General features: G+C 44.3%; 21 protein-coding genes. 17 read left to right on the top strand and 4 right to left on the bottom strand.

The features are described 5' to 3' along the window. Window positions 1–55: 55 nt before the first annotated feature. A complete protein-coding gene (murC, locus tag ACTO17_RS01245) occupies window positions 56–1,435 on the bottom strand; it encodes a UDP-N-acetylmuramate--L-alanine ligase (RefSeq protein ID WP_482556587.1) in 1,380 nt (459 codons plus the stop codon). A gap of 255 nt (window positions 1,436–1,690) precedes the next feature. Here murC and ACTO17_RS01250 point away from each other — a divergent pair, with 255 nt between their 5' ends. From ACTO17_RS01250 to ACTO17_RS01270, 5 genes are all read left to right on the top strand, one after another. Next, a complete protein-coding gene (locus ACTO17_RS01250) occupies window positions 1,691–2,965 on the top strand; it encodes a glucose-1-phosphate adenylyltransferase (RefSeq protein ID WP_482556588.1) in 1,275 nt (424 codons plus the stop codon). Then, complete coding sequence (glgD, locus tag ACTO17_RS01255; RefSeq protein ID WP_482556589.1) at window positions 2,962–4,077, top strand: glucose-1-phosphate adenylyltransferase subunit GlgD; 1,116 nt, start codon at window positions 2,962–2,964, stop codon at window positions 4,075–4,077. Before ACTO17_RS01250 ends, glgD begins: the two co-directional genes overlap by 4 nt. A gap of 38 nt (window positions 4,078–4,115) precedes the next feature. Continuing rightward, entirely contained in the window at window positions 4,116–4,385 is a 270-nt protein-coding gene (gene spoVG / locus ACTO17_RS01260) for a septation regulator SpoVG (RefSeq protein WP_172538384.1), read from the top strand. A gap of 296 nt (window positions 4,386–4,681) precedes the next feature. Then, window positions 4,682–6,172, top strand: a complete 1,491-nt coding sequence (locus tag ACTO17_RS01265) for a hypothetical protein (protein WP_482556590.1) — start codon at window positions 4,682–4,684, stop codon at window positions 6,170–6,172. Between the two features lie 373 nt (window positions 6,173–6,545). After that, the gene (locus tag ACTO17_RS01270; protein WP_482556591.1) at window positions 6,546–10,229 is read left to right on the top strand and encodes a carbohydrate binding domain-containing protein; all 3,684 of its coding nucleotides are present in this window, start codon (window positions 6,546–6,548) and stop codon (window positions 10,227–10,229) included. A 147-nt stretch (window positions 10,230–10,376) separates the two neighbouring features. Here ACTO17_RS01270 and ACTO17_RS01275 read toward each other — a convergent pair whose 3' ends face one another. Continuing rightward, window positions 10,377–11,165, bottom strand: a complete 789-nt coding sequence (locus tag ACTO17_RS01275; protein WP_482556592.1) for a P-loop NTPase family protein — start codon at window positions 11,163–11,165, stop codon at window positions 10,377–10,379. Window positions 11,166–11,234: 69 nt separating this feature from the next. Beyond that, window positions 11,235–11,708 carry an AAA family ATPase gene (locus ACTO17_RS01280; RefSeq protein ID WP_482556593.1) on the bottom strand — a complete coding sequence of 158 codons (474 nt, stop codon included), beginning with the start codon at window positions 11,706–11,708 and terminating at the stop codon, window positions 11,235–11,237. A 243-nt stretch (window positions 11,709–11,951) separates the two neighbouring features. On the opposite strand from ACTO17_RS01280, the gene ACTO17_RS01285 reads away from it, so the two are divergent. The 12 genes from ACTO17_RS01285 (at window position 11,952) to ACTO17_RS01340 (ending at window position 24,938) form a co-directional block, all read left to right on the top strand. Further along, window positions 11,952–12,290, top strand: coding sequence for a family 1 glycosylhydrolase (locus ACTO17_RS01285; protein WP_482556594.1), 339 nt, complete (start codon window positions 11,952–11,954; stop codon window positions 12,288–12,290). A 181-nt stretch (window positions 12,291–12,471) separates the two neighbouring features. Further along, the gene (locus ACTO17_RS01290) at window positions 12,472–12,849 is read left to right on the top strand and encodes a hypothetical protein (protein WP_482556595.1); all 378 of its coding nucleotides are present in this window, start codon (window positions 12,472–12,474) and stop codon (window positions 12,847–12,849) included. Window position 12,850: 1 nt separating this feature from the next. Next, the gene (locus tag ACTO17_RS01295) at window positions 12,851–13,948 is read left to right on the top strand and encodes a hypothetical protein (protein WP_482556596.1); all 1,098 of its coding nucleotides are present in this window, start codon (window positions 12,851–12,853) and stop codon (window positions 13,946–13,948) included. Window positions 13,949–14,112: 164 nt separating this feature from the next. Continuing rightward, a complete protein-coding gene (locus ACTO17_RS01300) occupies window positions 14,113–14,943 on the top strand; it encodes an undecaprenyl-diphosphate phosphatase (protein ID WP_482556597.1) in 831 nt (276 codons plus the stop codon). A gap of 47 nt (window positions 14,944–14,990) precedes the next feature. Further along, window positions 14,991–15,551 carry an aminoacyl-tRNA hydrolase gene (gene pth / locus ACTO17_RS01305; RefSeq protein WP_482556598.1) on the top strand — a complete coding sequence of 187 codons (561 nt, stop codon included), beginning with the start codon at window positions 14,991–14,993 and terminating at the stop codon, window positions 15,549–15,551. Window positions 15,552–15,835: 284 nt separating this feature from the next. Continuing rightward, entirely contained in the window at window positions 15,836–19,378 is a 3,543-nt protein-coding gene (mfd, locus tag ACTO17_RS01310; protein ID WP_482556599.1) for a transcription-repair coupling factor, read from the top strand. Between the two features lie 117 nt (window positions 19,379–19,495). After that, the gene (locus tag ACTO17_RS01315) at window positions 19,496–20,707 is read left to right on the top strand and encodes a peptidyl-prolyl cis-trans isomerase (RefSeq protein ID WP_482556600.1); all 1,212 of its coding nucleotides are present in this window, start codon (window positions 19,496–19,498) and stop codon (window positions 20,705–20,707) included. A gap of 298 nt (window positions 20,708–21,005) precedes the next feature. Beyond that, window positions 21,006–22,055: an FAD:protein FMN transferase gene (locus ACTO17_RS01320; protein WP_482556601.1), complete on the top strand. Its 1,050-nt coding sequence runs from the start codon at window positions 21,006–21,008 to the stop codon at window positions 22,053–22,055. Then, a complete protein-coding gene (locus ACTO17_RS01325; protein ID WP_482556602.1) occupies window positions 22,042–22,416 on the top strand; it encodes a NusG domain II-containing protein in 375 nt (124 codons plus the stop codon). Before ACTO17_RS01320 ends, ACTO17_RS01325 begins: the two co-directional genes overlap by 14 nt. Before the next feature lie 25 nt (window positions 22,417–22,441). Next, window positions 22,442–22,936 (top strand): Gx transporter family protein, encoded by a 495-nt coding sequence (locus ACTO17_RS01330; RefSeq protein ID WP_482556603.1) that lies wholly within the window; start codon window positions 22,442–22,444, stop codon window positions 22,934–22,936. A 120-nt stretch (window positions 22,937–23,056) separates the two neighbouring features. Continuing rightward, window positions 23,057–24,265: an AAA family ATPase gene (locus ACTO17_RS01335; protein ID WP_482556604.1), complete on the top strand. Its 1,209-nt coding sequence runs from the start codon at window positions 23,057–23,059 to the stop codon at window positions 24,263–24,265. Then, window positions 24,252–24,938: an RloB family protein gene (locus tag ACTO17_RS01340; protein ID WP_172539241.1), complete on the top strand. Its 687-nt coding sequence runs from the start codon at window positions 24,252–24,254 to the stop codon at window positions 24,936–24,938. The genes ACTO17_RS01335 and ACTO17_RS01340 overlap by 14 nt, the downstream gene beginning before the upstream one ends. Before the next feature lie 119 nt (window positions 24,939–25,057). Here ACTO17_RS01340 and ACTO17_RS01345 read toward each other — a convergent pair whose 3' ends face one another. Next, window positions 25,058–25,450 carry a helix-turn-helix domain-containing protein gene (locus tag ACTO17_RS01345; protein ID WP_172539240.1) on the bottom strand — a complete coding sequence of 131 codons (393 nt, stop codon included), beginning with the start codon at window positions 25,448–25,450 and terminating at the stop codon, window positions 25,058–25,060. Between the last annotated feature and the right edge of the window lie 184 nt (window positions 25,451–25,634).

Below are 25,634 nucleotides of genomic sequence, written 5' to 3' on the forward strand. Positions count from 1 at the left end.
AATCCACATCCAAAATGGAAAGTTTTCCCCATTTGAATGTGGATAACGTGGATAACTACTTCCCAAGAAGGTGTTCCCCTACTTGCACTATGTCTCCGGCGCCCATAGTTATCAACAAATCACCGTTTATACATTTATTTAATAAAAAATTTTCAATTTCGTCAAAAGATGGAAAATAATGGCATTCGCACCCGGAATTTTGTAGTTTTTTCTGCAGATCCCTGGAGCTTATTCCTAACGTATCTGTTTCACGGGCAGCATAAATGTCTGCAAGCACAACCACATCCGCCAGAGAGAGGGCTTCGGCAAATTCATCCAGGAAAGCTTTGGTGCGGGTATAGGTATGGGGCTGAAACACGCAGACAATCCGGTGGGTTCCGCAAGTTCTGGCTGCAGTTAAGGTTGCCGTGATTTCCGCCGGATGATGGGCATAGTCGTCGATCACGGCAATGCCGCCCAGCTCGCCTTTATGCTCAAACCGCCGGTTGGGGCCTTCAAATTCCGCCAAAGCCTGCTGAATGTGTGTAAAGTCCAGGTTCATTTCCAGTGCCAGGGCGCAGGAAGCCAACGCGTTGCTTACATTGTGCATGCCCGGAACCTTCAGGCTGATGTCTCCCAGGGGAGAACCTTCATGCATTAATGTAAAGTCTGCGCAGCCTTGTGTGTTAAAAGTAATGTTGTCTGCATAATATGAATTAGAACCTGACATGCCGTAGGTTAAGATTTTGCATGAAAGGCCTTCGGTGAGTTCCTGAAAGCGTTCGATTTCACCGTTCAGAATCAATGTGCCGCCGGGGGAGACATTGCCGGCAAACTGCTGAAAGGAGCGCCGGATGTCGTCCAGGTCTTTGAAAAAATCCAGATGATCTTCTTCTATATTTAATATCAGGGCATATTTCGGATAAAAGTGCAGAAAGCTGTTGGTGTATTCGCAGGCTTCCGTCAAAAAGAAATCGGAGCTGCCCACACGGATGTTTCCGTCAATGGACTTTAAAATACCTCCCACAGAAATCGTGGGATCGGTACATGCCTGAAGCAGAATCTGGGTGATCATGGAAGTTGTGGTGGTTTTCCCGTGGGTGCCGGAAACGGCAATGGATTCCCGGTAGTTTTCCATAATCTGCCCTAAAAGCTCCGCCCTTGTCAGGGTTGGAAGCTGTTTGTCCAAAGCTGCGTCCAGTTCCGGATTGCCGGGGTGGATAGCTGCCGTGTATACTACGGCGTCAATGTCGTCGGTAATATTGGAGGCCCGCTGTCCGAACACAATGGAGGCTCCCAGTTTGGTTAATTTGTCGGTCAGTTCAGAGGCTCTTGCGTCAGAGCCGGAAATGCGGAAATTTTCCTTCAGCAGAATCTCAGCCAGGCCGCTCATGCTGATGCCGCCGATGCCGATGAAATGAAGATGAATTGGTTTTTCGAAATTAATTTTGTACATATCATATTACCTGCCCACTCTATATTGATTATTACTTTCATTTTATAACAAGATACAGTATTTTGCAAATTGAAAATGAGTGAGAACAGGAGAAAATAATAGCGGAAAAAAGGGGATTCGGGAAAAATATTGTATGAAATGACAAATAAACCTAAAATCTGCGAAAAAAATTGTGAAAAATGTGTACTAAAAGATTCTTTTATGATATAATTGGTCTACAAGGAACAAGAAATTAATTGACGAGAGGTGAGAGACATGATTCGTAAAGAAATGATTGCCATGCTTCTGGCAGGCGGACAGGGAAGCCGCCTGGGAGTACTGACTTCCAAAGTGGCTAAGCCTGCAGTTGCATTCGGCGGCAAGTATCGAATTATTGATTTTCCATTAAGCAACTGCGTGAATTCTGGGATAGATACGGTAGGTGTATTGACACAATATCAGCCGCTGCAGTTAAATACTCACATCGGGATTGGAATTCCGTGGGATTTAGACCGCAACCACGGCGGGGTGACGGTGCTGCCGCCATATGAGAAGAGTGACAACAGCGAATGGTACACAGGGACGGCCAATGCGATTTATCAGAACCTGAATTACATTGAAAGCTACCATCCCGAATATGTCCTGATTCTTTCAGGAGATCACATTTACAAGATGAATTATGAAGTAATGCTTGATTTCCACAAAGAAAATAATGCTGATGTTACCATTGCAGCCATGCCGGTACCCTGGGAGGAGGCAAGCCGCTTTGGTCTTGTGATTACCGATGAGAATAAGCAGATTCTGGAATTTGAGGAGAAGCCCGAGAATCCCAGAAGCAATCTGGCTTCCATGGGTATTTATATTTTTAACTGGAGCGTGCTGCGGGAAGCCCTGGTAACTATGTCAGAGCAGAGCAATTGCGATTTTGGAAAACATATCATTCCTTACTGCCGGGAGAACAGCAGACGGCTGTTTGCTTATGAGTACAACGGCTATTGGAAGGATGTGGGAACTCTTGGTTCTTACTGGGAAGCAAATATGGAACTGATTGATTTGATTCCCGAATTTAACCTGTATGAAGAATACTGGAAGATTTACACCAAGAGCGAGGCAATAGAACCTCAGTATGTTGCAGCGGAAGCAGTGACAGAGCGTTGCATTATCGGTGAGGGAGCCGGGATTTACGGCAAGGTCTATGGCTCTGTTATAGGGCCCGGCGTAATTATCGGTAAGGATTCGGTGGTGCGGGACTCCATTATCATGCAGAATACCAGGATTGGGGACAACGTTACCATCAATAAGTCAATCATCGCTGAGAACGTGAAGATTGGCGACCGTGTGGAACTGGGAATCGGTGAAGAAGCCCCGAATAAACTGAATGAAAGCGTTTATTCCTTCGGACTTGTGACCGTCGGGGAGAACTCGGTGATTCCGTCCGGAGTGAAGGTAGGCAAGAATACGGCCATATCCGGCGACACGGAACCAGGGGATTATCCAGAAGGCATTCTGGCAAGCGGGGAATCAATTATTAAGGCAGGTGACATAATATGAAGGCATTAGGTATAATTTTAGCAGGCGGCAACAACAGCAAGATGCAGGAGCTTTCCAGTAAGAGAGCAATTGCAGCAATGCCCATTGGCGGAAGTTACCGGTGCATTGATTTCGCTCTCAGCAATATGAGCAATTCCCATATTCAGAAAGTGGCAGTGCTGACCCAGTATAATGCAAGAAGCCTGAATGAACATCTGAGTTCCTCCAAATGGTGGGATTTCGGAAGAAAACAGGGCGGCTTATATGTATTTAACCCCACGGTTACTTCAGACAATGCCTGGTGGTACCGGGGAACGGCAGACGCTATGTTCCGGAACATTGATTTCCTGAAAAAGAGCCATGAGCCCTATGTGATTATCGCGGCGGGAGACTGTGTTTATAAGATGGATTACAACCGGATTCTGGAGTACCATATTGAGAAGAAGGCGGATATCACCATTGTCTGCAAGGACATGCCGGTGGGCGAGGATGTGAGCCGGTTCGGAGTTATTCGGATGAATGAGGATTCCAGAATTGTGGAATTTGAGGAAAAGCCGATGGTTGCTCAGTCCAATACCATTTCAGCAGGAATTTACATTGTCCGCAGAAGGCAGTTAATTGAGATGCTGGAACGCTGTGCAGAAGAGAACCGGCATGATTTTGTAACGGATATTTTAATCCGCTATAAGAACCTGAAACGCATTTACGGCTATAAGATGGAGGAATACTGGAGCAATATTGCCACAGTGGAATCCTATTACCGGACCAACATGGATTTCCTGAGGCCGGAAGTTCGCAAGTACTTCAGCAATGAGCCGAAGATTTATTCCAAGGTGGATGATCTTCCTCCAGCCAAGTATAATGTGGGTTCAGAAGTGCGCAACAGCCTGATTTCCAGCGGCTGCATTATTAACAGCAAGGTGGAGAATTCCATTTTATTCAAGAAAGCATTTGTAGGCAAGAATTGTGTGATCAAGAATTCCATTATATTGAATGACGTATACATAGGAGATAACACACATATAGAAAACTGTATTGTAGAAAGCCGTGATACCTTACGTGCCAATACTTACTTCAGCGGCGGCGATGGAATTAAAGTAGTATATGAACATAACGAAAGATATGTAATTTAACCTTCAGGTTAGGTGGCTATGAAAGGGGCAGGGAATTTATGCAGATAACAGATGTGAGAATCAGAAAAGTAGAGAAAGAAGGTAAGATGAGGGCGGTGGTATCCATTACCATTGACGAAGAATTTGTTGTTCATGACATAAAAGTGATTGAAGGTGAAAAGGGCCTGTTTATCGCAATGCCAAGCAGAAAAGCGGCAGACGGCGAATACAGGGACATTGCACATCCAATCAATTCGCAGACCCGAGAGACGATTCAGCAGATTATTCTGGATAAATATCGAATGGAAACCGAGCCTACAGCAGATTGATAAGAGAGCTGGTGCATAAGATGTGTTAGGAGAAAGAAAAAGAAGCGGCAAAGCCAGTGCAGAGGGTGAAATTGAACCTTTGCGCTGGCTTTTTCTATGGGGTTTTGACAGCAAGCAAGTGTTGGAATAGGAACTGCTGAAATGCATCTGTTTATTTGACAGATTGGAAAAGCAGATATTAAGATGACAATTTTCCTCATAAAATGACAAAAAGAGATGTTATACTAAAAGTATTATAATATGTTTTGTACGCTTGCAGGATAAAAATAATTTTTAGTGAAGAAGGGGGAAGTATTTTGAAAAAATTAAAAAGATATGTTTTACTGGTAATTGGAATGGTAATCGTCTTTGGGATGACGGGAACTGTGAAAAACGTTAAAGCAGAATCAAGCTCAGTGAATCAGTCAGGTACGTTGACCAGGGCAGATGTGAAAGCTTTTCAGGCAAATGTGGAGAAGCCCGCGGATGGTTTAAGGCAATCAGGCGATCTTCAGATAGAAGGCTGGGCAATTTATGGAAATGGAGTTTCGGAAGTGGTAACATATTTGAATGGAGTTCCTGTCTGCAACTGTGAAAGAGTTAAAAGAGGTGATGTTGCGAGTGCATTTCCTGGTTATCCCACTGGCAACGAGGGATTCCGCTGTAAAATAAGTGAAAGTCTCTTGCGGGACGGGCAGAACCAGATTTTTTTCCGGGCATATACAAATCATAATACCCAGATAATTACTGATTTTGGACATCGAACAATAAATCATATACCGAAGAAACCATTAATTTCCAACATGGAATATTTGCCTAACAATTTGGTGACAGATGGGACGGTGGGAGGCTGGGTGATTACAGATACGCCGCAAAAAGTTGTGATTCTCATTAATGGAAAACAATATGAACCAGAAAGATTTAAGAGAGATGATGTAAAAAAGGTTTATCCTGCCTATGACACTTCTAAAGCCGGATTCCGCCTCAGGATTGATCCTACACAGGTTATGCATGGGAGCAACCAGTTGATTGTCAGGGCATACACCTCATCAAATGAATATAAGGAAATTTATAAGGGGAATTTCAGTGCGGTAAAAATGGATGCGCCTTTGTTTGATGCAGCCTTTTATTATGGGCGTTACAGTTCGTCCGATGCTACGGTGAAGTCCATAGGAAGAAATTATGGAAAACTTATAAAAGATTGGTATACCAGGGGACTTGCCAAAGGTTATGCTTGTTCTGCAGCATTTGATCCGGTATATTACTTAAATGTTTCTTCAAATAGCGATATCAAAAAATTATGCGGAAATGATTATGTGAAAGCGTACTGTCATTGGGTGAATTATGTATTACATGGGAATGAATTTCGTGACGTCAGTCCTTTTTTGAATCTTTTGTATTACAAAGAATCTTACGAAGATTTACAAGGAAAAACTCCTTCAGATTTAGTATACCATTATGTAAATTGGGGATGTGCTGAATCCAGAGTAGCATCTTCCAGTGACAGTGCGGCAGCGCTTCACAAAATGTTTCATGCGGAAAGATTTGCGGACAAAAATGGGGATCTTTTGGAAGCGTATGGGGATGCCAAAACCAATGCTATTGCATACTGGCAGCATTTTTGGTATTATACAATACCAGATAGCGAAAAAAGATATACAAATGAAGGCTTCGACATGGGATTTGTTCTAATTGTCAGTGAGCGTGACAACGCTGCAGAGGCAGTAGAGTGGTATTTGGACACAGGGTATAAACTCGGCTATGATACTGAGAATAAGTATCAGCAAAGTTTGATAATGGAAAAATAAAAAATGCTGAATCAGGAAAAGCTGTCGGATAATGAGGACAGCTTTTCTGCTTTACCGTCCGTTGTTTTTCTGGCAGGAAAACGGTGATACCTCAACTGCTTTTTAGAAATTGCTGATTTATATCAGGACAATTCCAATATTTCTATTTTGCATCTATGCTCTTTTGTATTCTTGCTGCAGCAGATTCTCACAGCCAGTGTCCGTCCGGTATACGGCGCCTTTTTTTCAAGCGTTCCCTGAAATCTGAGTGCCTAAAAATTGTAGAAATTACAGTCATAAATCTGATATTTTTTCTAGATTGTTAATATACGCAGGATTAAAAATTGTATATAATTCCCTTACTAAATTATATTTCATAAGGAGGGAAAGCAAAATGAAGAATTCGATGAAGAAAAAAATGCTGACTTTTGCAATGGCAGCTGCCATGGCGGTTACTTCTGTAACGATACCGTCTGTCCCGGCGGAGGCGGCGTCAGGGAAAACGGTAAAAAGCGTGAAACTGAAAATTGGAGCAAAGACGGTAACAAACAAAAAGTATACTATGACAGCGGGCCAGAAAAAGAAAATAAAAGTCATAACTTCGCCAAAAGCGGCCCGCAAAAGCGTCACCTTCAAATCCAGCAGAAAAAAGATTGCAACAGTGAGCAAAAAGGGAACGATTGCAGCAAAAGCGGCTGGAAAGGCAAAGATAACAATTACTGTTACCGGAAAGGATAAGAAGAAAACGAAGAAATATATTAATCTGGTGGTAAAAAAAGCAACGGCAGTTAAAAGCGTTAAGTTAAAGATCGGATCAAAGGCAGTTACAAATAAGAACTATGCCATGACAGTTGGCCAGGAGGCGAAAGTCAATGTAACAGTTACGCCTAAGGCGGCGAAAAAGAGCGTAACCTTTAAATCTGGCAAGGCACAGGTTGCGGCAGTGGATAAAGGCGGCAAAATTACCGCAAGATCTGCCGGGACTGCCAAAATTACAGTGACAGTTACCGGAAAAAATAAAAAGAAAACAAAAAAATATATTTATTTGACAGTAAAAACTAAAAATGATCAGAATCCAGATCAGAATCCGGATCAGAATCCGTCAAATGAGATTCCTGTATCCGGCATATCAGCAACCGTTTCGCCTTCATCCATTAAAGTAGGCGAAACAGCTCAGGTACGCGCGGTGGTAAAACCGGACAACGCAACGCAAAAAACTCTTACTTATTCCACAAGCAGCAAATCTGTGGCCTCTGTAGACGGCACAGGAAAAGTGACAGGAATCGGTGCCGGTACGGCTAAAATAACCGTAAAATCCGCAAATGGCAAAACAGCAGATGTGACATTGACGGTGGTAGAAGAACCTGCAGCGGAACAGCCGGATTTATCCTATGACGGATATGAGCTGAAATGGGAAGATTCCTTCGACGGAACGTCCCTGAACCGGGAAGACTGGAATGTGGAAACCCACGATCCCGGATGGGTAAACAGCGAGCTGCAGGCATATGTGGATTCGGAAGAAAACATTTTCCTGAAAGACGGAAACCTGGTGATACAGCCTGTGGAAACGAAGCAGGAAGACGGAACCGTATCCTATACTTCCGGGCGCATTAATACGCAGAATAAGCATAACTTTAAATATGGCCTGTTTGAAGCCAGGGTGAAGGTTCCCAAAGGACAGGGGTTCTTGCCTGCATTCTGGATGATGCCCGCCAATGAGAACCTGTACGGCCAATGGCCCCGGTGCGGGGAAATCGACATTATGGAAGTGCTTGGACATGAGACAAACACTTCTTACGGAACCATCCATTATGGGAATCCCCACAGCGAGAGCCAGGGAAAATATACCTTACCCAGCGGGGATTTCTCAGAAGAATATCATGTATTTCAAGTGGAATGGATACCAGGAAAAATCAGCTGGTATGTAGACGGAAAGCTTATTCATACAGAAAATGACTGGTATTCTGCCACAGAAGGGCAGGGAGAAATCAGTTATCCGGCGCCGTTTGATCAGCCATTTTATATGATTCTGAATCTGGCTGTTGGCGGAAGCTGGCCGGGAAACCCCGATGAGACGACAGATATTGCAAATTCAGCATTTTATGTGGATTATGTAAAAGCGTACCAGAAAAGCAGCTATGATGAAAATGTGGATAAACCTGTCAAAGACGTTGTTTTAAGGGAGCCGGATGCAAATGGAAATTATGTGATAAACGGAGACTTCGCAGTACAGGAAGATCTTACAGACGGCAAAGACTGGAGTTTCCTGACTGCCCTTGGAGGAAAGGGAACGGCAGCGATTCAAAACAATGAGATAACCATTGCCACAGAAGAAGCCGGAACTGCAGATTACAGCATTCAGCTTGTGCAGCCGAATCTGCCTATGAAAAAAGGCGGAGTGTATCAGCTTTCCTTTGACGCGTCTGCGGAAAGCGCAAGGACAATGAAGGTGGATGTGTCGGCTCCGGACAGATCTTACCGCCGGTATCTTAACGATACAGTGGTAGAGCTTACAACGGAAAAGAAGACATACTCCTATGAATTTACCATGAAAGACAGCGATGACGCCAACGGACGCCTGGAATTCAATATGGGCGACGCGGAATCAACGGCAGGAATCAAGATCAGCAATGTAGTTCTGAAAAAGACAAAGGAAATTGACATTACCGAGGATAAAAAGGGGATTCTGGCGGATGGAAATTATGTCTATAACGGCAGCTTCCAGGAAGGCCAGGGACGTTTGGGCTACTGGACGGTAACCGGGAATCAGGGTTCCGAAGTCAGGGTGACAAATGAGGATAATATCCGGCGGCTGATGATAAAGGCTCCGGAGGGAACCACTGCAGAAAATCCGGTGATTGTCTCTCAGGAGGAACTGGCATTGACCGGAGGACAGACCTATGCCTTGAGCTTTACGGCGGAAGGGGAAGCCGGAAAAAGCGTCAGCCTGATAGCAGCCGGACAGAACTTTGAGTTCCCAATGACAGGCGAAGAGAAGAAATACAGTGACAAGCTTGTGTTGGGGCAGGAACTGCCGGATACCAATCTTGCATTTTATATCAAAGAGCCGGGAGTATTTTACATTGATGATGTACGGATCGAGGAAGACAGCCTAATTAAAAACGGAAGCTTTAACGCCGGGTTTGCCGGATATGAGGCATATGTAGACAGCAGTGCGGACGCTTCTTATGTGGTGGACAGCCTGACCGAAGACAATGCGGCAGACTTTACCATCAACAACACTGGAGATGCGGCCTGGAAGATTCAATTGAAACAGAACAATATTGAGCTTGAAAAGGATCAATGGTACAAACTTACCCTTGACGCTAAATCAAGCCTGGCAAGAAAACTGATGTTTGCAATCCAGAGGGACGGAACCAGCGATGATGACTGGACTCCCTATTCCGGGGAAAAAATCGTAGAACTGGAAAATGGTTATAATACCTATGAAATCCAGTTTCAGATGAAGAATCCCTCAGATTCCAAAGCAGTGCTCAGCATTTCTATGGGCGCAGTGGGAGATGTCCAGATTACAGAAAAACATCGTATCTGCATCGACAATATCAATCTGGAGAAAATAGAGGCTCCTGCAGTACCGGAAAAACCGGCCGGAGAAAATCTGATGGTAAACGGCGATTTTGCTTCCGGAGAAGAAGGATGGGTGAAGGCAGTTACCGCTCCGGGAGAAGCCGAAGTATCTTTTGCAGAGAATAAAGCAGTGTATCACATTGAAAATGTTGGAACAGAGGATTGGAATGTACAGTTAAAGCAGGAAGGAATCACTCTGGAACAGGGCAAAAAATACCGTATCACCTTCCGGGCAGCTTCCACGAAAGCCCGCACCATTAAGCTGGCTATGTTAAGCCAGAGCTATACATGGTACGGAGGAGAGGATATTTTACTGGAGGAAAATCAGGAGAAAGAGGTTGCCGTTGAATTTACCATGGGAGAAGAAACAGATTCAGCAGCTACTCTGGTGGTTTCCATGGGGCTTATCAAAGATGGGGAAGGAAATGAAGTTTCTACTCCGGCTTCTGAGATTACGCTGTCAGATTTTTCACTGGTGAAAGTGGAATAGGAAATTTAGGACGGGTTTACGGAAAAAACGGCATAACTTGCGGGCTATGCCGTTTTTCCCTTTGATTAGCCGGTAGATATAAATGCTGAATTTTATGATTTCAATAACTCTATCCTGCAGTGATGTTCTTTGGTCTGCTTACTGTAGCTAATGCCTACAGCCAGTATCCGTCCGGTATACGGCCTCTCTTTTCCGTTCAGGATAAAATATAAAATCTGCAAATCCTTTTCCAGCTTTATCTTCCCGTTCTATCCGGTATTTATTGCGTGCGGAAAGGTAACACAGGTTTACAATAGCTGACAGTTCAATTTCATTGTTATATGACAGGATGGGAGATTCTGTATTGTGTGCGAACTCAAGGATTTCTTCCATTTGCATTGTATTGCCTGCTATGGTTGCCTGAAGCATTTGTTCTGATTTTCTGGCAAGCTGGTAAACATATCCCAGAGAATCTTTGGTCAGCAGCAGTTCATTAAATTTATCCATCAGTTCTTTATTTGGGATCGCAATTTTTCCGTTCTCATAAGTCAGAAGTCCATAAACTACCATAGCGGAGTAAATATGCTCTCTGGAATGTATTTCCATAGAGGAAGCGGCAAATTGACCAATGTCTGCAGAAACCCGTTCTCCGGAAATCATTAGGACTAAGTCGTCTTTTACATCTTCAACATTGTGCCTGATATAATAGAATAATTCATCATAGGGTCCGGAACTAATCCAATAATTCCGAAGCTGATTGTCTGTCAGGGCCAAAACAACAGAACGCGGGTTATAGAGCCGGGTTCCGGCAGCGGTATAGTAACCATCATACCAGATACGGAGTTCCTGGCGGGTGAATTTTGGGAACTCCGTGTTTTTCTTGTAGATTTCATAGAGGTTATCTACTTCCGTATCAGAAAAACCGAAATATTCGCTGAATTTCTCTGAGGCTGCCATATATGCAAATTCTACATAAGGCTGATCCTTGAGGAGGCATTTTAAAAACAGGAGATATTCTTTCTGATTTTAGGCAGAAACAAAGGGCATGTGGAAAGCCGCATCCCATTCATCTAATACAAATAGAAAATTATGCTCTTTTTCCTCATATATTTTCTGCAGGGCGTCCCAGGGAGAATCATCTGCACTGACGCCGCAGTCTGTAAAGGCGTTCAGCAAGTCCCTGACAAGACTGTTTTCAATACGCCGGATATACTGTACATAGCTGCTGCAGCCTTTTGGGGCCCTGCTGAAATCAATATAGATAACATCATATCTGTTTCGGTGGGTACGGGATGCATTATGTTCTGAAACAGCAAGATGCTGGAAGATACAGTCTGATTTGTCCGTTTTTCCAAAGAATGCGCCAATCATATTCGCCATGACTGTTTTCCCAAAGCGGCGGGGTCTGGTGATGCAGCAATAACAGTTTACGCTGCCGAAAGAAGGGATTAATTCTGTCAGCAGCAGAGACTTATCAACAAAATAAGGATTCTGTGTCATTTTTTATATGCCTCGTAGGGAGCTTTGCTGTTTAAAAATATTCCCATATTCCTGCATTCCTTTCTGTTTTGCCATTCTGTCTGAAGTATACTGCACGGTAAAAAGATTTGCCGTGCAGCTGCGCCGGCCGCACGCCGCAAAGCGGCAATTTTCTTTTGTGCGGCTGTGTGCGTATTGTTATACGAAACGTCAGTTTTTTCGACGCTTGGTATAATTATAGCATGCGGCCTGCGTTTCTTCCAGATGTTTTCTGTTTTTCTTTTACGGACTGATTTTCTGGATGCATATTTGAGCAGACTGTCTCACGTATTTGAGGAAGGCGTGGATTTGCGCGGATATTTTGCCTGGACATTTATGGATAATTTTGAATGGGAGAAGGGCTATCACGAGCGGTTCGGACTGGTGTATGTGGATTTTGCCACCCAGAAACGTATCCCTAAGGATTCCGCTTACTGGTATCAGCAGGTGATGGAAACAAACGGAGCCTGTCTGTCGGGAATAAAAACAGATAGAGAAAATCATGAAATAAGGGGATTTGTTCGGCGGTGTAAAATTGCGCTGGTTAAGAAAAAAGAACCTTAAAATCACATCATCAAACGATTGCGCTTGCAGTCAAAATATGCTAGTATAAATACACAAACAGGCAAAGGCAGGAGAAAAAGGACACTCCTGCCTTTCCTGTATGAACCGTAAATCTTTTTAGCCATATATTGAAATAAGTGCGTCGCTGATCCGCGGATAAGAATGAGGAGAGATAATAGGAATGGAAAATAAGTACAGATTGTCAGTTATGATAGTTCTGATTGTCATGCTGTTTATGTATATGATGGGCGTGGTAGAGATTTCAGATACCACGAATTTTGCATTTACGCTGGCTGCGCTGATATTCAGCATGGCAATGACAGTGGATACTTTTGCAGGCGAAAATAAAACAGCAGAGCGTATTTCTTTTATTCTGGAGTTTCTGGCATTATTGTCGGTGGTTTTGCTCCCAAACCTGAAAGATTTCAGTTTTCTCCAAAAAATTATGGACGTACTGGATACAAATGTGCTGTTGCTGCTGGCGTTATTTTTTACATTTGCAGGACAATGGGCTGCAGAAATAAAGATAAAGGATATGAAAAAAAACGGGGGGAATTAAAATGTTTTCAAATGATAAAACATATGAAGTAACATTGGAAAGTACAGCGGATATCAATATGTCAAACTGGCAGATCACAAAAACAGTAGATTTGATGACGATGGTGAATAATAAATTCGTCATTTTGTCTGAAATTAACAGGCTGTTGGAACATGGGGTGGACAAGAAGAATATCTTTATAGCCGACCGATCTTTTCTGATTTCCACCAGTTATAAAACTTACTTCGAAGAAGGAAACATGCTTTCTGCAAACCGGTGGGATATACTGAAAATGTGCAGTCTGGGACGTTTATATACGATGGAGCCAAACGAGGATATCTTTAAAATCAATTGTCTTTTTGAGTTTTATAAAAAAATAAATTCCATTGTCAATCATAATTTAAGATGCAGGGTGCGGGGGCGCTATTTAGCTGAAAGTTTTTCCGTGTTGTTTCAGGAATCTTTGGAGACTGCTTTTGAAACGCTGCTGGACGGCGTATTGGAACAAGTCTGGGAAAGAATCAAAAGAGCCGGCGCTGATGAAATGGAAAAATACAATAAAATGCTTGAGGAGCTCAGGAGACAAAAAGAGAATTCTTTAAAAAGGGACCGAAAGAAATTTGAAAAAGCAAAGGAAGAGAGCAAAACGTTTTTTTCCAGTATATACAACAGACTGGAGCGGCCGGTTGTGGGTGTTTACCATCAGGACGGACATGCCATAGAAATTATAAATGCGGATCAGATGTTTAAAAACGGCGAGGAATCAAATACCCAGATCCGGTTAAGGCAGATAACCAAAAACAGCCCGGTGCTGATCGCATTACTGGTAACAGGGCCTATGGTGGGATTTTTGGGGTATTTATGTTACCGGGATCATAAGGTGAACAGCTCCGAAGAGAGCCAAAATAAGTTAGAGATACCGAAAAATACTTCTGCGGTCATTGATAATGTTCTCAAACCGGAAAACGGAAACCTGGTGAATGAAGAAGAGGCCCAGGAGGTTGATTCACAGGTGAAAGAGCTGGCGCTGCATAATTTTTCCAAATTAGAAGCTGTAACAAACCCCAGGGTGATGAAACTGGAAATGGAAATGAAGATTGATGTGAATATCAGGGGATAGGGAGTGAGAGGGAACAATTTATAGTTCCATCTAAAATAAAAATTTAATAAAATTTTGAACATATTTATTCCTAAATTCTCCCATAGTGTGATATACTGTAACGGAGTTTTATTTGAACCTGTCCAAAGAAGCTTTGGATAGGTTTCCAGAAAGGATAAAGGATTATGTTAGAAATTTTAAAAGCGGTAGTATACGGAATTGTAGAGGGCATCACTGAATGGCTTCCGGTCAGCAGCACCGGGCATATGATTTTGCTGGAGGAAATCATGCCCATGAAGGTTTCTCAGGACTTTTGGAACATGTTTCTTGTGGTGGTTCAGCTGGGGGCGATTCTGGCGGTGGTTTTGCTGTTCTGGAATAAAATTTTTCCTCTGAAGAGAAACCGGAGAAGGCAGTTAAAGATTGACTGGGATATTATGAATCTGTGGGGCAAGATTGTTGCGGCATGTATCCCGGCGGCTATTGTAGGCGTGCTTTTTGACGACTGGCTGGAGGAACATCTGTATAATTTCTGGGTGGTTGCAGTAATGCTCATAGCGGTGGGAATTATCTTTATTCTGGTAGAAAACCACAACCGCGGCGTGAAGCCCATGATCCGCACCACCGATGAGCTGGATTACAAAGTGGCTCTTCTCATCGGAATGTTTCAGCTGGCAGCGGCAGTTTTTCCGGGAACCTCCCGTTCCGGCGCAACCATTATCGGCGCGCTGATGATTGGGGTGTCCCGTACCGTGGCGGCGGAATTCACCTTTTACCTGGCAATTCCTGTGATGTTCGGCGCAAGTTTTCTGAAATTATTAAAGTTCGGCTTTGTTTTCACCGGCATGGAGCTTGGAATTCTGTTTACCGGAATGATTGTATCTTTTGTGGTGTCTATTGTGGTAATCCGTTTCCTGATGGGGTATATTAAGAAACATGATTTTAAAGTATTCGGATGGTACCGGATTGTTCTTGGCGCAGTGGTGCTGCTGTATTTTGGCGTGATTGCGGCATGATAAGATTATTTCAGAAATTACGGAGGGAAAAAGAAGAGGAGAACATCATGTTTATCATTGCAGGGCTGGGCAATCCTTCCAGCAAGTATGAGAAAACCCGCCATAATGCGGGATTTGATGTCATTGACCGGTTGGCGGACAAATATAATATCAGAGTAACAGAGAAAAAGCATAAAGCGCTGTGCGGAACAGGAATCATAGAAGGGCAGAAGGTGCTTCTGGCAAAACCCCAGACTTTTATGAATTTAAGCGGAGAAAGCATCGGGGCGATTCTGCATTTTTATAAATTGGAGCCGGAGACCAATCTGATTGTGATTTATGACGATATCAGCCTCTCCCCGGGAAAGCTCAGAATCCGGAAAAAAGGCAGCGCCGGAGGGCATAACGGCATAAAGAGCATTATCAGCCATGCAGGCACCCAGGAATTTCTGCGGATTAAAATCGGCGTGGGAGAAAAGCCCCAGGGCAGCGATCTGGCAGACTATGTACTGGGACGTTTTTCCAAAGAGGACAGAGGACTGGCAGAGGAAGCCTTTGAGAAAGCCTGCGATGCAGCGGCCCTGATGGTAAAGGGCGAAACGGATCGGGCCATGAACCTGTTTAACTGATGCAGTAAAGAACTATTACTTCGATACACAGGAAATACAGGATTGCCCTTTGGCTAAGCAAACGATTCATGGGCGTTTTTCGTGTAGGTGAAATCCACTGCTTACGGAGACTTAGGAAGGAAGGCATTCCTGACTTTCTTAGGCGAAGTTAGCAGTTAGTTCGCCGGAACGCAGCCCGGTTTGTGTGCCAAAGGGCAATCCTGTATTTCCGTTCGTATCCAACCCATAGGTTATTTTCAGCAGCGTTATCATGTGATAAATTTATCTCAGTAATGGAGGAAACTATGAAGAGCTTTACAGAGCCTTTATCCGGACTGAAAGAATATTCGGACTTAAAGGCACAATTAAAGAATGGAAAGGAAGTGGTGCAGGTTTCCGGGTGTATTGATACCCAGAAGCCTCATTTCATCTATAGTCTTGCAGGAACGGAAAGAAACTGCCTGATTGTGACCTTTCAGGAGCAAAAAGCCAGAGAATTGTATGAAAGCTACCGTTTTTTTGACCGCCAGGCAGTCTATTACCCGGCCCGGGATATTCTGTTTTATCAGTCGGACATCCGGGGAAATCTGCTGACAGGAGAACGGCTGACGGCCGTGAAGTCGATTCTGGAACAGGAGCGGGTCACGGTAATTACCACCTTTGACGCATTGATGGACCGGATTGTGCCCCTTTCCCATATCCGGGAGTCCATTCTGGAATATGCCCTGGGGGATGTTCTGGATTTGGAGCAGGTTCGGAAACGTCTGGTGCAGATGGGATATGAGCGGAATTATCAGGTGGAGATTGCCGGGCAGTTTGCCGTCCGGGGCGGAATTCTGGATATTTTTCCGCTGACGGAGGACAATCCTTACCGGATTGAACTGTGGGGCGACGAGATTGATTCCATGCGCAGCTTTGACGTGGAGAGTCAGCGTTCCATTGAAAATCTGGAGCAGGTGCGGATTTATCCTGCCAGTGAACTGGTGCTGCTTCCGGAAATGTTAGAGCGGGGTCTTGCAGCTTTGAAAAAAGAAGAAAAAGAGCTGTACGAAACCTTCCGGAAAGAGATGAAAACAGAAGAGGCCCACCGCCTGAAAACAATGGTAAAGGCTTTGGAGGAAGAGCTTACAGAGCTGGAGCACAGTACAAATCTGGAAAGCTATCTGATGTATTTTATAGAGACGGCTGTTTCATTTCTGGATTACTTTGATCCGGGGCAGACCCTTCTGTTTCTGGATGAGCCGGCCCGCCTGGCGGAAAAAGGCAGGGTGGTGGAGCAGGAATTTTCTGAAAGCATGGCCCACCGCCTGGAAAAAGGATATCTTCTGCCGGGCCAGATGCAGGCCCTCTGTACCGGGAAAGAGATTTTTGGTAAAATTCAGCGTCAGAAGGGTGTGGCTTTGACCACGCTTGACATGAAATTCAGCGAACTGGAAATCAAACATCGCTATAACGTTTCCGCAAGGCCGGTGAATTCCTATAACCGCAGCTTTGAGCTTTTAATTAAAGATTTGCAGCAGTACCGGAAAAATAAATACCAGGTGATTCTGTTATCCGGTTCGAAAACCCGCGCTGTCCATCTGGCGGAGGATTTGCAGCAGGAGGGACTGAACTGTTTTTACAGTGAGGATTATGATCATCCGGTGCAGCCGGGCGAGGTGATGGCCGCTTACGGCAAACTGAATAAGGGGTTTGAATATCCGGATATTAAATTTGTGGTAATCTCAGAAAGCGACATTTTCGGCGGCCAGCAGAAGCGGAAGAAAAAGCGCAGAATCTATGAGGGAGAAAAGATCCAGAGCTTTACAGATCTGAGCATCGGAGATTATGTGGTTCATGAGCGTTACGGCGTGGGGATTTACCGGGGCATTGAAAAGGTTGAGATTCAGAAAACAGCCAAAGATTATGTGAAAATTGAATACGATAAGGGCAGCACCCTCTATGTGCTTGCCACTCAGCTGGAAGCCATTCAGAAATATGCCGGAGCGGATGCGAAAAAGCCCAAAATCAACCGGCTGGACGGGCCGGAATGGAAGAAAACCAGAAACCGGGTGAAAGGAGCCGTCAAAGAGATCGCCAGAGAACTGGTGGAGCTTTATGCAGAAAGACAGCGGACGGCAGGCTTTTCCTACGGAGAAGATACGGTGTGGCAGAAGGAATTTGAAGAGCTGTTTCCCTTTGAAGAAACAGAAGATCAGGAACTTGCCATTGAAGCCACCAAGCGGGATATGGAGAGCAGGAAAATTATGGACCGGCTGATTTGCGGGGATGTGGGATACGGCAAGACGGAAATTGCCATCCGGGCGGCTTTTAAGGCTGTTCAGGACAGCAAACAGGTGGTTTATCTGGTGCCGACCACTATTTTGGCCCAGCAGCATTATAATAATTTTGTCCAGCGGATGAAAGATTTTCCGGTAAGGGTGGATTTAATGTGCCGGTTCTGCACCCCCGGACAGGTAAAAAAGACCGTGGAGGATTTAAAACGGGGGATCGTGGATATTGTCATCGGCACCCACCGGGTACTGTCCAAGGACGTGGAATTTAAGGATCTGGGACTTTTGATTATAGATGAGGAACAGCGGTTTGGGGTGGCGCATAAGGAAAAAATCAAGCAGATGAAGAAAAATGTGGATGTGTTGACGCTGACAGCCACTCCGATTCCCAGAACCCTTCATATGAGCCTGATTGGAATTCGGGATATGAGCGTGTTGGAAGAGCCGCCCATGGACCGGATGCCCATTCAGACGTATGTGATGGAATACAACGAAGAAATTGTCCGGGAAGCCATTCACCGGGAACTGGCCAGGGAGGGGCAGGTCTATTACGTATTTAACCGGGTCAATCAGATTGCGGAAGTGGCTTCCAGAATTGCGGAATTTGTGCCGGAGGCCAACGTCGCCTTTGCCCACGGGCAGATGCGGGAGCGGGAGCTGGAAAATATTATGTATCAGTTTATCAATGGAGAAATTGACGTTCTGGTATCCACCACCATTATTGAAACGGGCCTGGATATCTCCAATGTCAACACTATGATTATCCAGGATGCGGACAACATGGGCCTTTCCCAGCTGTATCAGCTCAGAGGAAGGGTGGGAAGATCCAACCGCACCGCTTACGCATTTCTGATGTACCGGCAGAATAAAATGCTCAAAGAGGTGGCGGAAAAACGGCTGTCCGCCATCCGGGAATTTACGGAGCTGGGCAGCGGATTTAAGATTGCCATGCGGGATCTGGAAATCCGGGGAGCCGGAAATCTGCTGGGCGCGCAGCAGCACGGCCATATGGAGGCGGTAGGCTATGACTTGTACTGCAAGATGCTGAATGAGGCCGTGAAATCCCTGAAAGGAGAAGCGCCTCCGGAGCAGTTTGACACCACTATGGAGCTGGATGTCAACGCGTTTATTCCTCCCTCCTACATCCCCAATGAATTCCAGAAGCTGGACATTTACAAGCGGATTGCAGTGATTGAGAACCAGGAAGAAAAAGAAGAGATGTTAGAGGAGCTGATTGACCGTTTCGGAGAGCCCCCCAAATCCGTGGAAAATCTGTTGGAGATTGCGCTGTTAAAGGCCAGAGCCCATCAGTGCTATTATACGGAAATCAAGGAACTGGCAGATAAGATTCGGTTTACCTTTTATTATCAGGCCAAGATCCATCCGGCAAACATTGCCAGGATCACAGAGAACTATCAGGGCGCCCTTAAGTTTATCAGGGACGCAAAAGCGCCCTGCTTTGAGTATCAGAAGGCCCACAGCACCAGGCAGAAAAATGTCGGCGCACTGGAAATCACAGAACGGGTTTTAAAAGATACCCTGGAGCTGCTGGTGGAGAAAACCCCCGGACAATGAATGATGACAGTCTGGGGAGGAAACTTGAAAATCTTGTGAAAATAGTTGATACCGGAGAAAAAAAGAATTATAATATCAACAGTATGTCTGAAAAAGGAGAATACACAGGAGGATAATATGAAAGCAAAACGATTAGTTCCCTTATTGCTTGCAGCAGCAATGGGCGTATCTGTTCTGACCGGATGCGGCGGTTCCATAGATGGGAAGAAAACAGGAGCAACCTTAGAGGGGGAAGAAATTTCCCTTGGATTTATGAATTTTATGGCGCGGTATCAGCAGGCCATCTATGACGGACAGTTTACCGGCATGTTCGGAACTGGCTTCTGGTCTCAGGATTTGTTCGGAGAGGGCACGGATATGGTCACCTCTGTCAAAAAAAATGTGGCGGAAAATATCGAGATTTTGTATCTCTTAGAGGACCATATGGGAGATTACAATGTGGAAATCACAGAAGAAGAGATTGCAGAAATGGATAAGGCAGCCGCAAAATTTATAGAGGATAACACCAAAGAAGCCATCAGCCAGATGGGCGCAACCCAGGAATATGTAAAAGAAATGCTTCGGCTGAATACCATTCAGGCCAAAATGCAGGCAGCCATTGAAGCGGAAACGGATACAGAGGTTTCCGATGAGGAAGCAGCCCAAAAGACCATCAGCTATGTGAAGGTAAACAGCAAATCCACCACGGACGATGAAGGGAAAACCAAGGAGTATACCGAAGAAGAGAAAGAAAATCTGAAAAAAGAAGTGGAAGCATTTGCAGCCTCCGCCAAAGATGATTTTAAGGCTGCGGCAGAGACGGCAGGCTATACCGTTTCCGAAGGATCTTACGGCAAAGACGATGAAACCCTGGATAAAGCCCTGACCGAAGGAGCAGATAAGCTGAAAGAAGGAGAAATCAGCCCGGTTCTTGTAGGCGAAGAAGCCTTTTTCGTAGCCCGTATGGACAGTACCTTCGATAAAGAAGCCACCGAAAAGAAGAAAACAGAAATTGTGGAAAAACGCCAGAGCGACCATTACAAAGAAGTGTGCGACGGCTATAAAGAAGGCGTCAAATATGAAGTAAATGAAAAAGAATGGGCCAAAGTAAAATTTGACGATCTGTTTACCATTAAACAGGCAGAGGCCGAGGACAACGGAGAAGAAGCCGAAGACAGTGATCCTGCCGAAGACAGCGGAGAAGAGACCGGAGACAGCGATCCTGCCGAGGACAGCGGAGAAGAAGCCCAAGACAGTGACTCTGCAGAGGACGGCGGAGAAACCGGAGACAGCGATCCTGCTAAGGACAGCGGAGAAGAAACCGGAGACAGCAAAGATACAGAAGAGTAGGGTTTCGGAAACGGTATATTTTGATACCCAGGAAATTCCGGATTGGACTTCCTCTAAGTAAACAGTTCACGGGCGTTTTTCGTGCAGGCGAAATCCACCGGTTACGGAGATTTAGAAAGGAAGGCTTTCCTGACTTTCTTAATCTCCGTTAGCGGTTAGTTCGCCGCAACGATGCCCGGTTTGCGTGGGGAAGTCCAATCCGGAATTTCCGTCCGTCACCAAAATATAAACATGCAAATGTGAGGAAGTCCAATCTGGAATTTCCGTCCGTCACCAAAATATAAAACAGTAGAATATTATGAAAAGAAAACATCACGCAGTAATTCTCCTTCTGGCAGTCATACTCCTGATGGGAGCTGCCGCTCTGCAGCAAAACAACACTCAGCCAACCCGTTACGAAGTAAGATTTTTCGACAGCTTTGATACTATAACAACGATTACCGGATATGCAAAAAGCCAGGAAGAGTTTGAGGAGCAGACAAAGCTGCTGCAGGAAAAGCTGATGCATTACCATCAGCTTTTTGACATTTATCATACTTACGAAGGAATGAATAATCTGAAGAGCATCAATGACGCTGCCGGCAAATCGCCGCTTTCAGTGGATCAGGACATTATAGAATTGCTGAAACTGGGAATAGAGATGCACCGGAAAACAAATGGAGCAGTTAACATTGCCTACGGAAGCGTATTGTCTCTCTGGCATGAATACCGGGAACAGGGAACGGCTGATCCGGAACATGCGAAAGTGCCGCCCAAAGCTCTGATCCAGGAAAAGGCAGCCCATACGGATATTTCCAAGGTGGTGATAAGAGATGGGACAGTCTTTCTGGAGGATGGCGAAATGTCTTTGGACGTGGGAAGCATTGGTAAAGGCTATGCCGTGCAGAAAATCTCAGAATATGCCAGAGAACTGGGAATGGATCACCTGCTGATCAGCGTAGGAGGAAATGTCAGCGCAGTGGGCGCCAAGGCAGACAATACCCCCTGGCGGGTAGGAATTGAAAATCCGGATCTGGAAAGCCCTGAGCCTTATATCGGCACGGTGGAGCTTGCAGACCAGACCATTGTTACAAGCGGGGATTATCAGCGTTTCTATGTGGCGGACGGGAAGCGGTACTGTCATATTATCGATCCGGAGACGGGCATGCCCCCGGAGTATGTTCCCTCTGTATCAGTGCTGACGGAAAATTCCGGCATGGCAGACGCATGGTCAACGGCCCTGTTTAATATGGAGATAGAAACCGGCCTGGAATTGGTGGAAACACTGCCGGAAACAGAGGCCCTGTGGGTGATGAAAGACGGAGGAGTCCGCTGCAGCAGCGGATTTGAATTTCATGAAAAAAAATGATGTGATTTTAATTGTGGTTCTGTTAGCGGCTGCATTGGCAGTCTTTGGAGGAATCTCTCTGTTTTCAGCTAAAAGCGGCAAAGATCCGGAAGCAGTGGTCTATCTGGACGGTGAAAAACAGGGCAGTTATCCTCTGAATCAGGATGCGTCTGTGAAAATACAGTCAGCATCCGACGGATATAACATTCTGGAAATCCGGGCAGGAACAGCCGATATAACGGAGGCTTCCTGCCCGGATAAAATATGTGTCAATCACCGCCCGGTAAAGAATCCGGGAGAAAGCCTGGTCTGCCTGCCCAACAAACTGGTGGTGGAAATTGAAAACGGCGGCGAAGCAGAAGTGGACGGAAGCGTCCGGTAAATAATGCGGAATCAGGAGGAGTAAAATGGCAAAAAAAGCAGCTTATATGGGAATGTTTACAGCATTGGCATTTGTCTTTTCTTATCTTGAATTTCTGATTCCCATTAATCTTGGAATTCCCGGTGTGAAACTGGGACTGGCAAATCTGGTGACAATCGTTGCTCTGTATACCATGGGAATAAAAGAAGCCTGCACGCTGTCTCTGGCGCGGATTGTACTGAACAGCTTTACGTTTGGAACTCCTGCAGCCATGCTGTACAGTCTGGCCGGAGGATTTTTAAGCCTTCTGGCAATGGCGGCGGCTCAAAAGATAAAGCTGTTTTCTGTTACAGGCGTCAGTGTTCTGGGAGGAGTGTTTCATAATTTGGGACAAATCCTGGCGGCGGCTCTTGTGGTGGAAAATGCGAAATTATTGTACTATTTTCCCGTTCTGGTTCTGTCCGGAACCCTTGCAGGGACAGTGATTGGCATATTGGCCGCAATGGTAATCAAACGGCTGGATAAACAGATGCATGATTAGAGCGCGTTTGAAGAACTAAAAATCTCAGTATAAAACAGGATAAATTGTGAAAAATTCTCTAAAATATTGACATATAATCAGAAAATCAGTATATTATATAGAAAAAGGGGGTGCGGAAATATGTTAGTACAGTTTATGGTAAAAAATGTTCTGTCTTTTAAAGAAGAAACCATTTTAGACATGACGGCAATTAATGCTTATAAAGAACATCCATGCAATTTGATTAATATTGGAATGAAAGAAAAGTTTCTTAAAGTAGCGGCAATTTATGGCGCAAATGCAAGCGGAAAATCGAATTTACATCTGGCTATGGATTACTTTCAGAGCATTATCCGCAAGTCACTGAACAATGTGGGCATTGACGCCGAAACTGCAATAGATGAATACTATTTCCCGTTTTCCTTTGAAGAGGATGAGGAAAATTCAGAATTTCAAATTGTTGAGATTCTGGGTGAGTTTGAATATACCTATGGTTTTGAATATAATGCGGAATGCATTGTGTCAGAGTGGCTGTACAGAAAAAGCCTGAAAACCAACAGGCAGACCACTATTTTTGAACGGACAACAGAAGCAGCAGTGTTCGGGCCGGTTGTCAGACAGGAGTGTGATCTTTATAAAGAACAGATTCCGGCAGAGACGTTGGTAATGTCGTTTTTTAATAAATTGAAATTAAAAACCGATATTTTCAGAAAAGTGTACGCGGGTATTATGGATACGTTAGTGGTTTCCAGCGGATTCTGGGAAAATCAGAGTATTTTGGAAAGGGAGCTTCCTGAGATGCTTTTTGCCCGCAAACAAGAGCTTCTGGAATTTTTAAATGCAATCGACACGGGAATTCAGGACATTACCTGTGAAGAGAACGGGCAGAAGATGGAATTTTACACGGAGCATAAGGGAAGAGACGGAAAGGATTATACGTTGAATCTGCTCTCTGAATCAGAGGGGACAATCAAGAGCATTATACTTTTTATTGTGGCAAGGAAGGCCATTTTAAGTAATAAATCCATGTTTGTGGATGAACTGAATATAAAACTGCATCCCTTATTGTTAAAATTTGTCATTGATTTATTTTATGATCAGAATTCGTCTGCACAGCTGATTTACACTACCCATGATACAACTCTGATGGATAAAAAGTTTTTCCGGAGAGATCAGATTTGGTTTGTGCAGAAGGATGAATATGGCTATTCCACGTTGTCGGCATTGTCAGATTACAAAATCAGGGCGGACGCTTCTTTTGAAAAAGATTATCTGGCCGGTGTATACGGAGGAATTCCTTTTTTAAAAGAGTTTGAGATGAAAACGGGGGAATCACATGGGCTCAGATGATCTTTTCAAAAAGCGCAAATTGGCCAGAAAGCAGAGAAAGTATGAATACCGGAATCCGAAAACGAATTCTTTTCTAATTGTGACAGAAGGAGAGAGGACGGAGCCGCTGTATTTTAAAGGACTGCAGAAGCTGATAGAAGAAAAAATAGGGGGAAATATTGAGGTAGTGGAGGTGCCGGAAATTGTAATCCGCGGAGAAGGCTGCGGAACCGGCAGGCTGATAGAGATTACAGAACGGATTGTGAAAGAAGCCAGGAATTTTTACCAGAATATATGGGTGGTATTTGATAAAGACGATTTCGAGGATTTTGATCAGGCGGTAGCTGCCGGACAGAGGAAGGGGTATAAAATTGCCTGGAGCAATCAGTCTTTCGAATATTGGCTGTACCTGCATTTTTCTTACAGTGATTCGGCCCTTCACCGGGAAGAATGGAATGAAAAGCTGAGTGAAATTTTCCGAAAATATCAGTTGGGGGAACAAAAATATAAGAAGAATTATGAAGATATTTATCAGATGGTAGATATTTATGACGGAGTAAATACAGCAATCAAACATGCAAAAAGAAGAATGGCAGACTATGAGAAAGACAAAAAGAAGCCGTCGGAATACGATCCGGGAACCACTGTGTATCAATTGGTGGAAGAATTAAAAGGATATCTGGATGAAAAATAATTTAAAACCGGGGCTGTCGCGTTAAGAAATACAACTACAAGATATGGTATAAATTCTATTTACAGAATCTTGTATGTTTACTTCTTAATGGGACAGCCCCTTTTTCATGTTCAAAAATATCACGGAATAAAATCATTTTCCCGCAAATGGGGCAGAGACTGGGCATCCGATTTCTGTTCTTTGTAATAAGACACCATAAGCCCGCGGATACAGTCCCGGTTTTCCTCATTCAGCCTGCGGTAATACTGTATGACCCGTTTCTCGTCAGAACTGATGGGAAAATCATGCTCCACCGTTTTCGGTTCTGTTTTCTTATCAGTCAGCATCAGCAGATAATCAGCGGAAATCTGATAAAACCTGCACAGCTCAATCAGATTATCAATGGTAGGATAGCAGATATTCCGCTCATAATTGGACAAAATTTTATTGCTGATATGGGTGGCTTTGGCTACATCCGTTTGTTTTAAATCTCTGGATTCTCTGATATTTCGTAAATGATCTCCAAGCTGCATGTTAATACCTCGTATATGAAATCGTGTGTCATTTCTAAGAAAAGCAGATTCGCCTGAGTTTCCGCAATTAGGAAATCTGTCGCTCAAAAGACCCGGGCAAGTATATTATAGACAAAAAAATCCTAAATATATTGAAAATCCTTATTTTAAAGATAATAAGTAGAAAATCATGAATACTATCCCA

The organism is Petralouisia sp. (assembly GCF_056822245.1).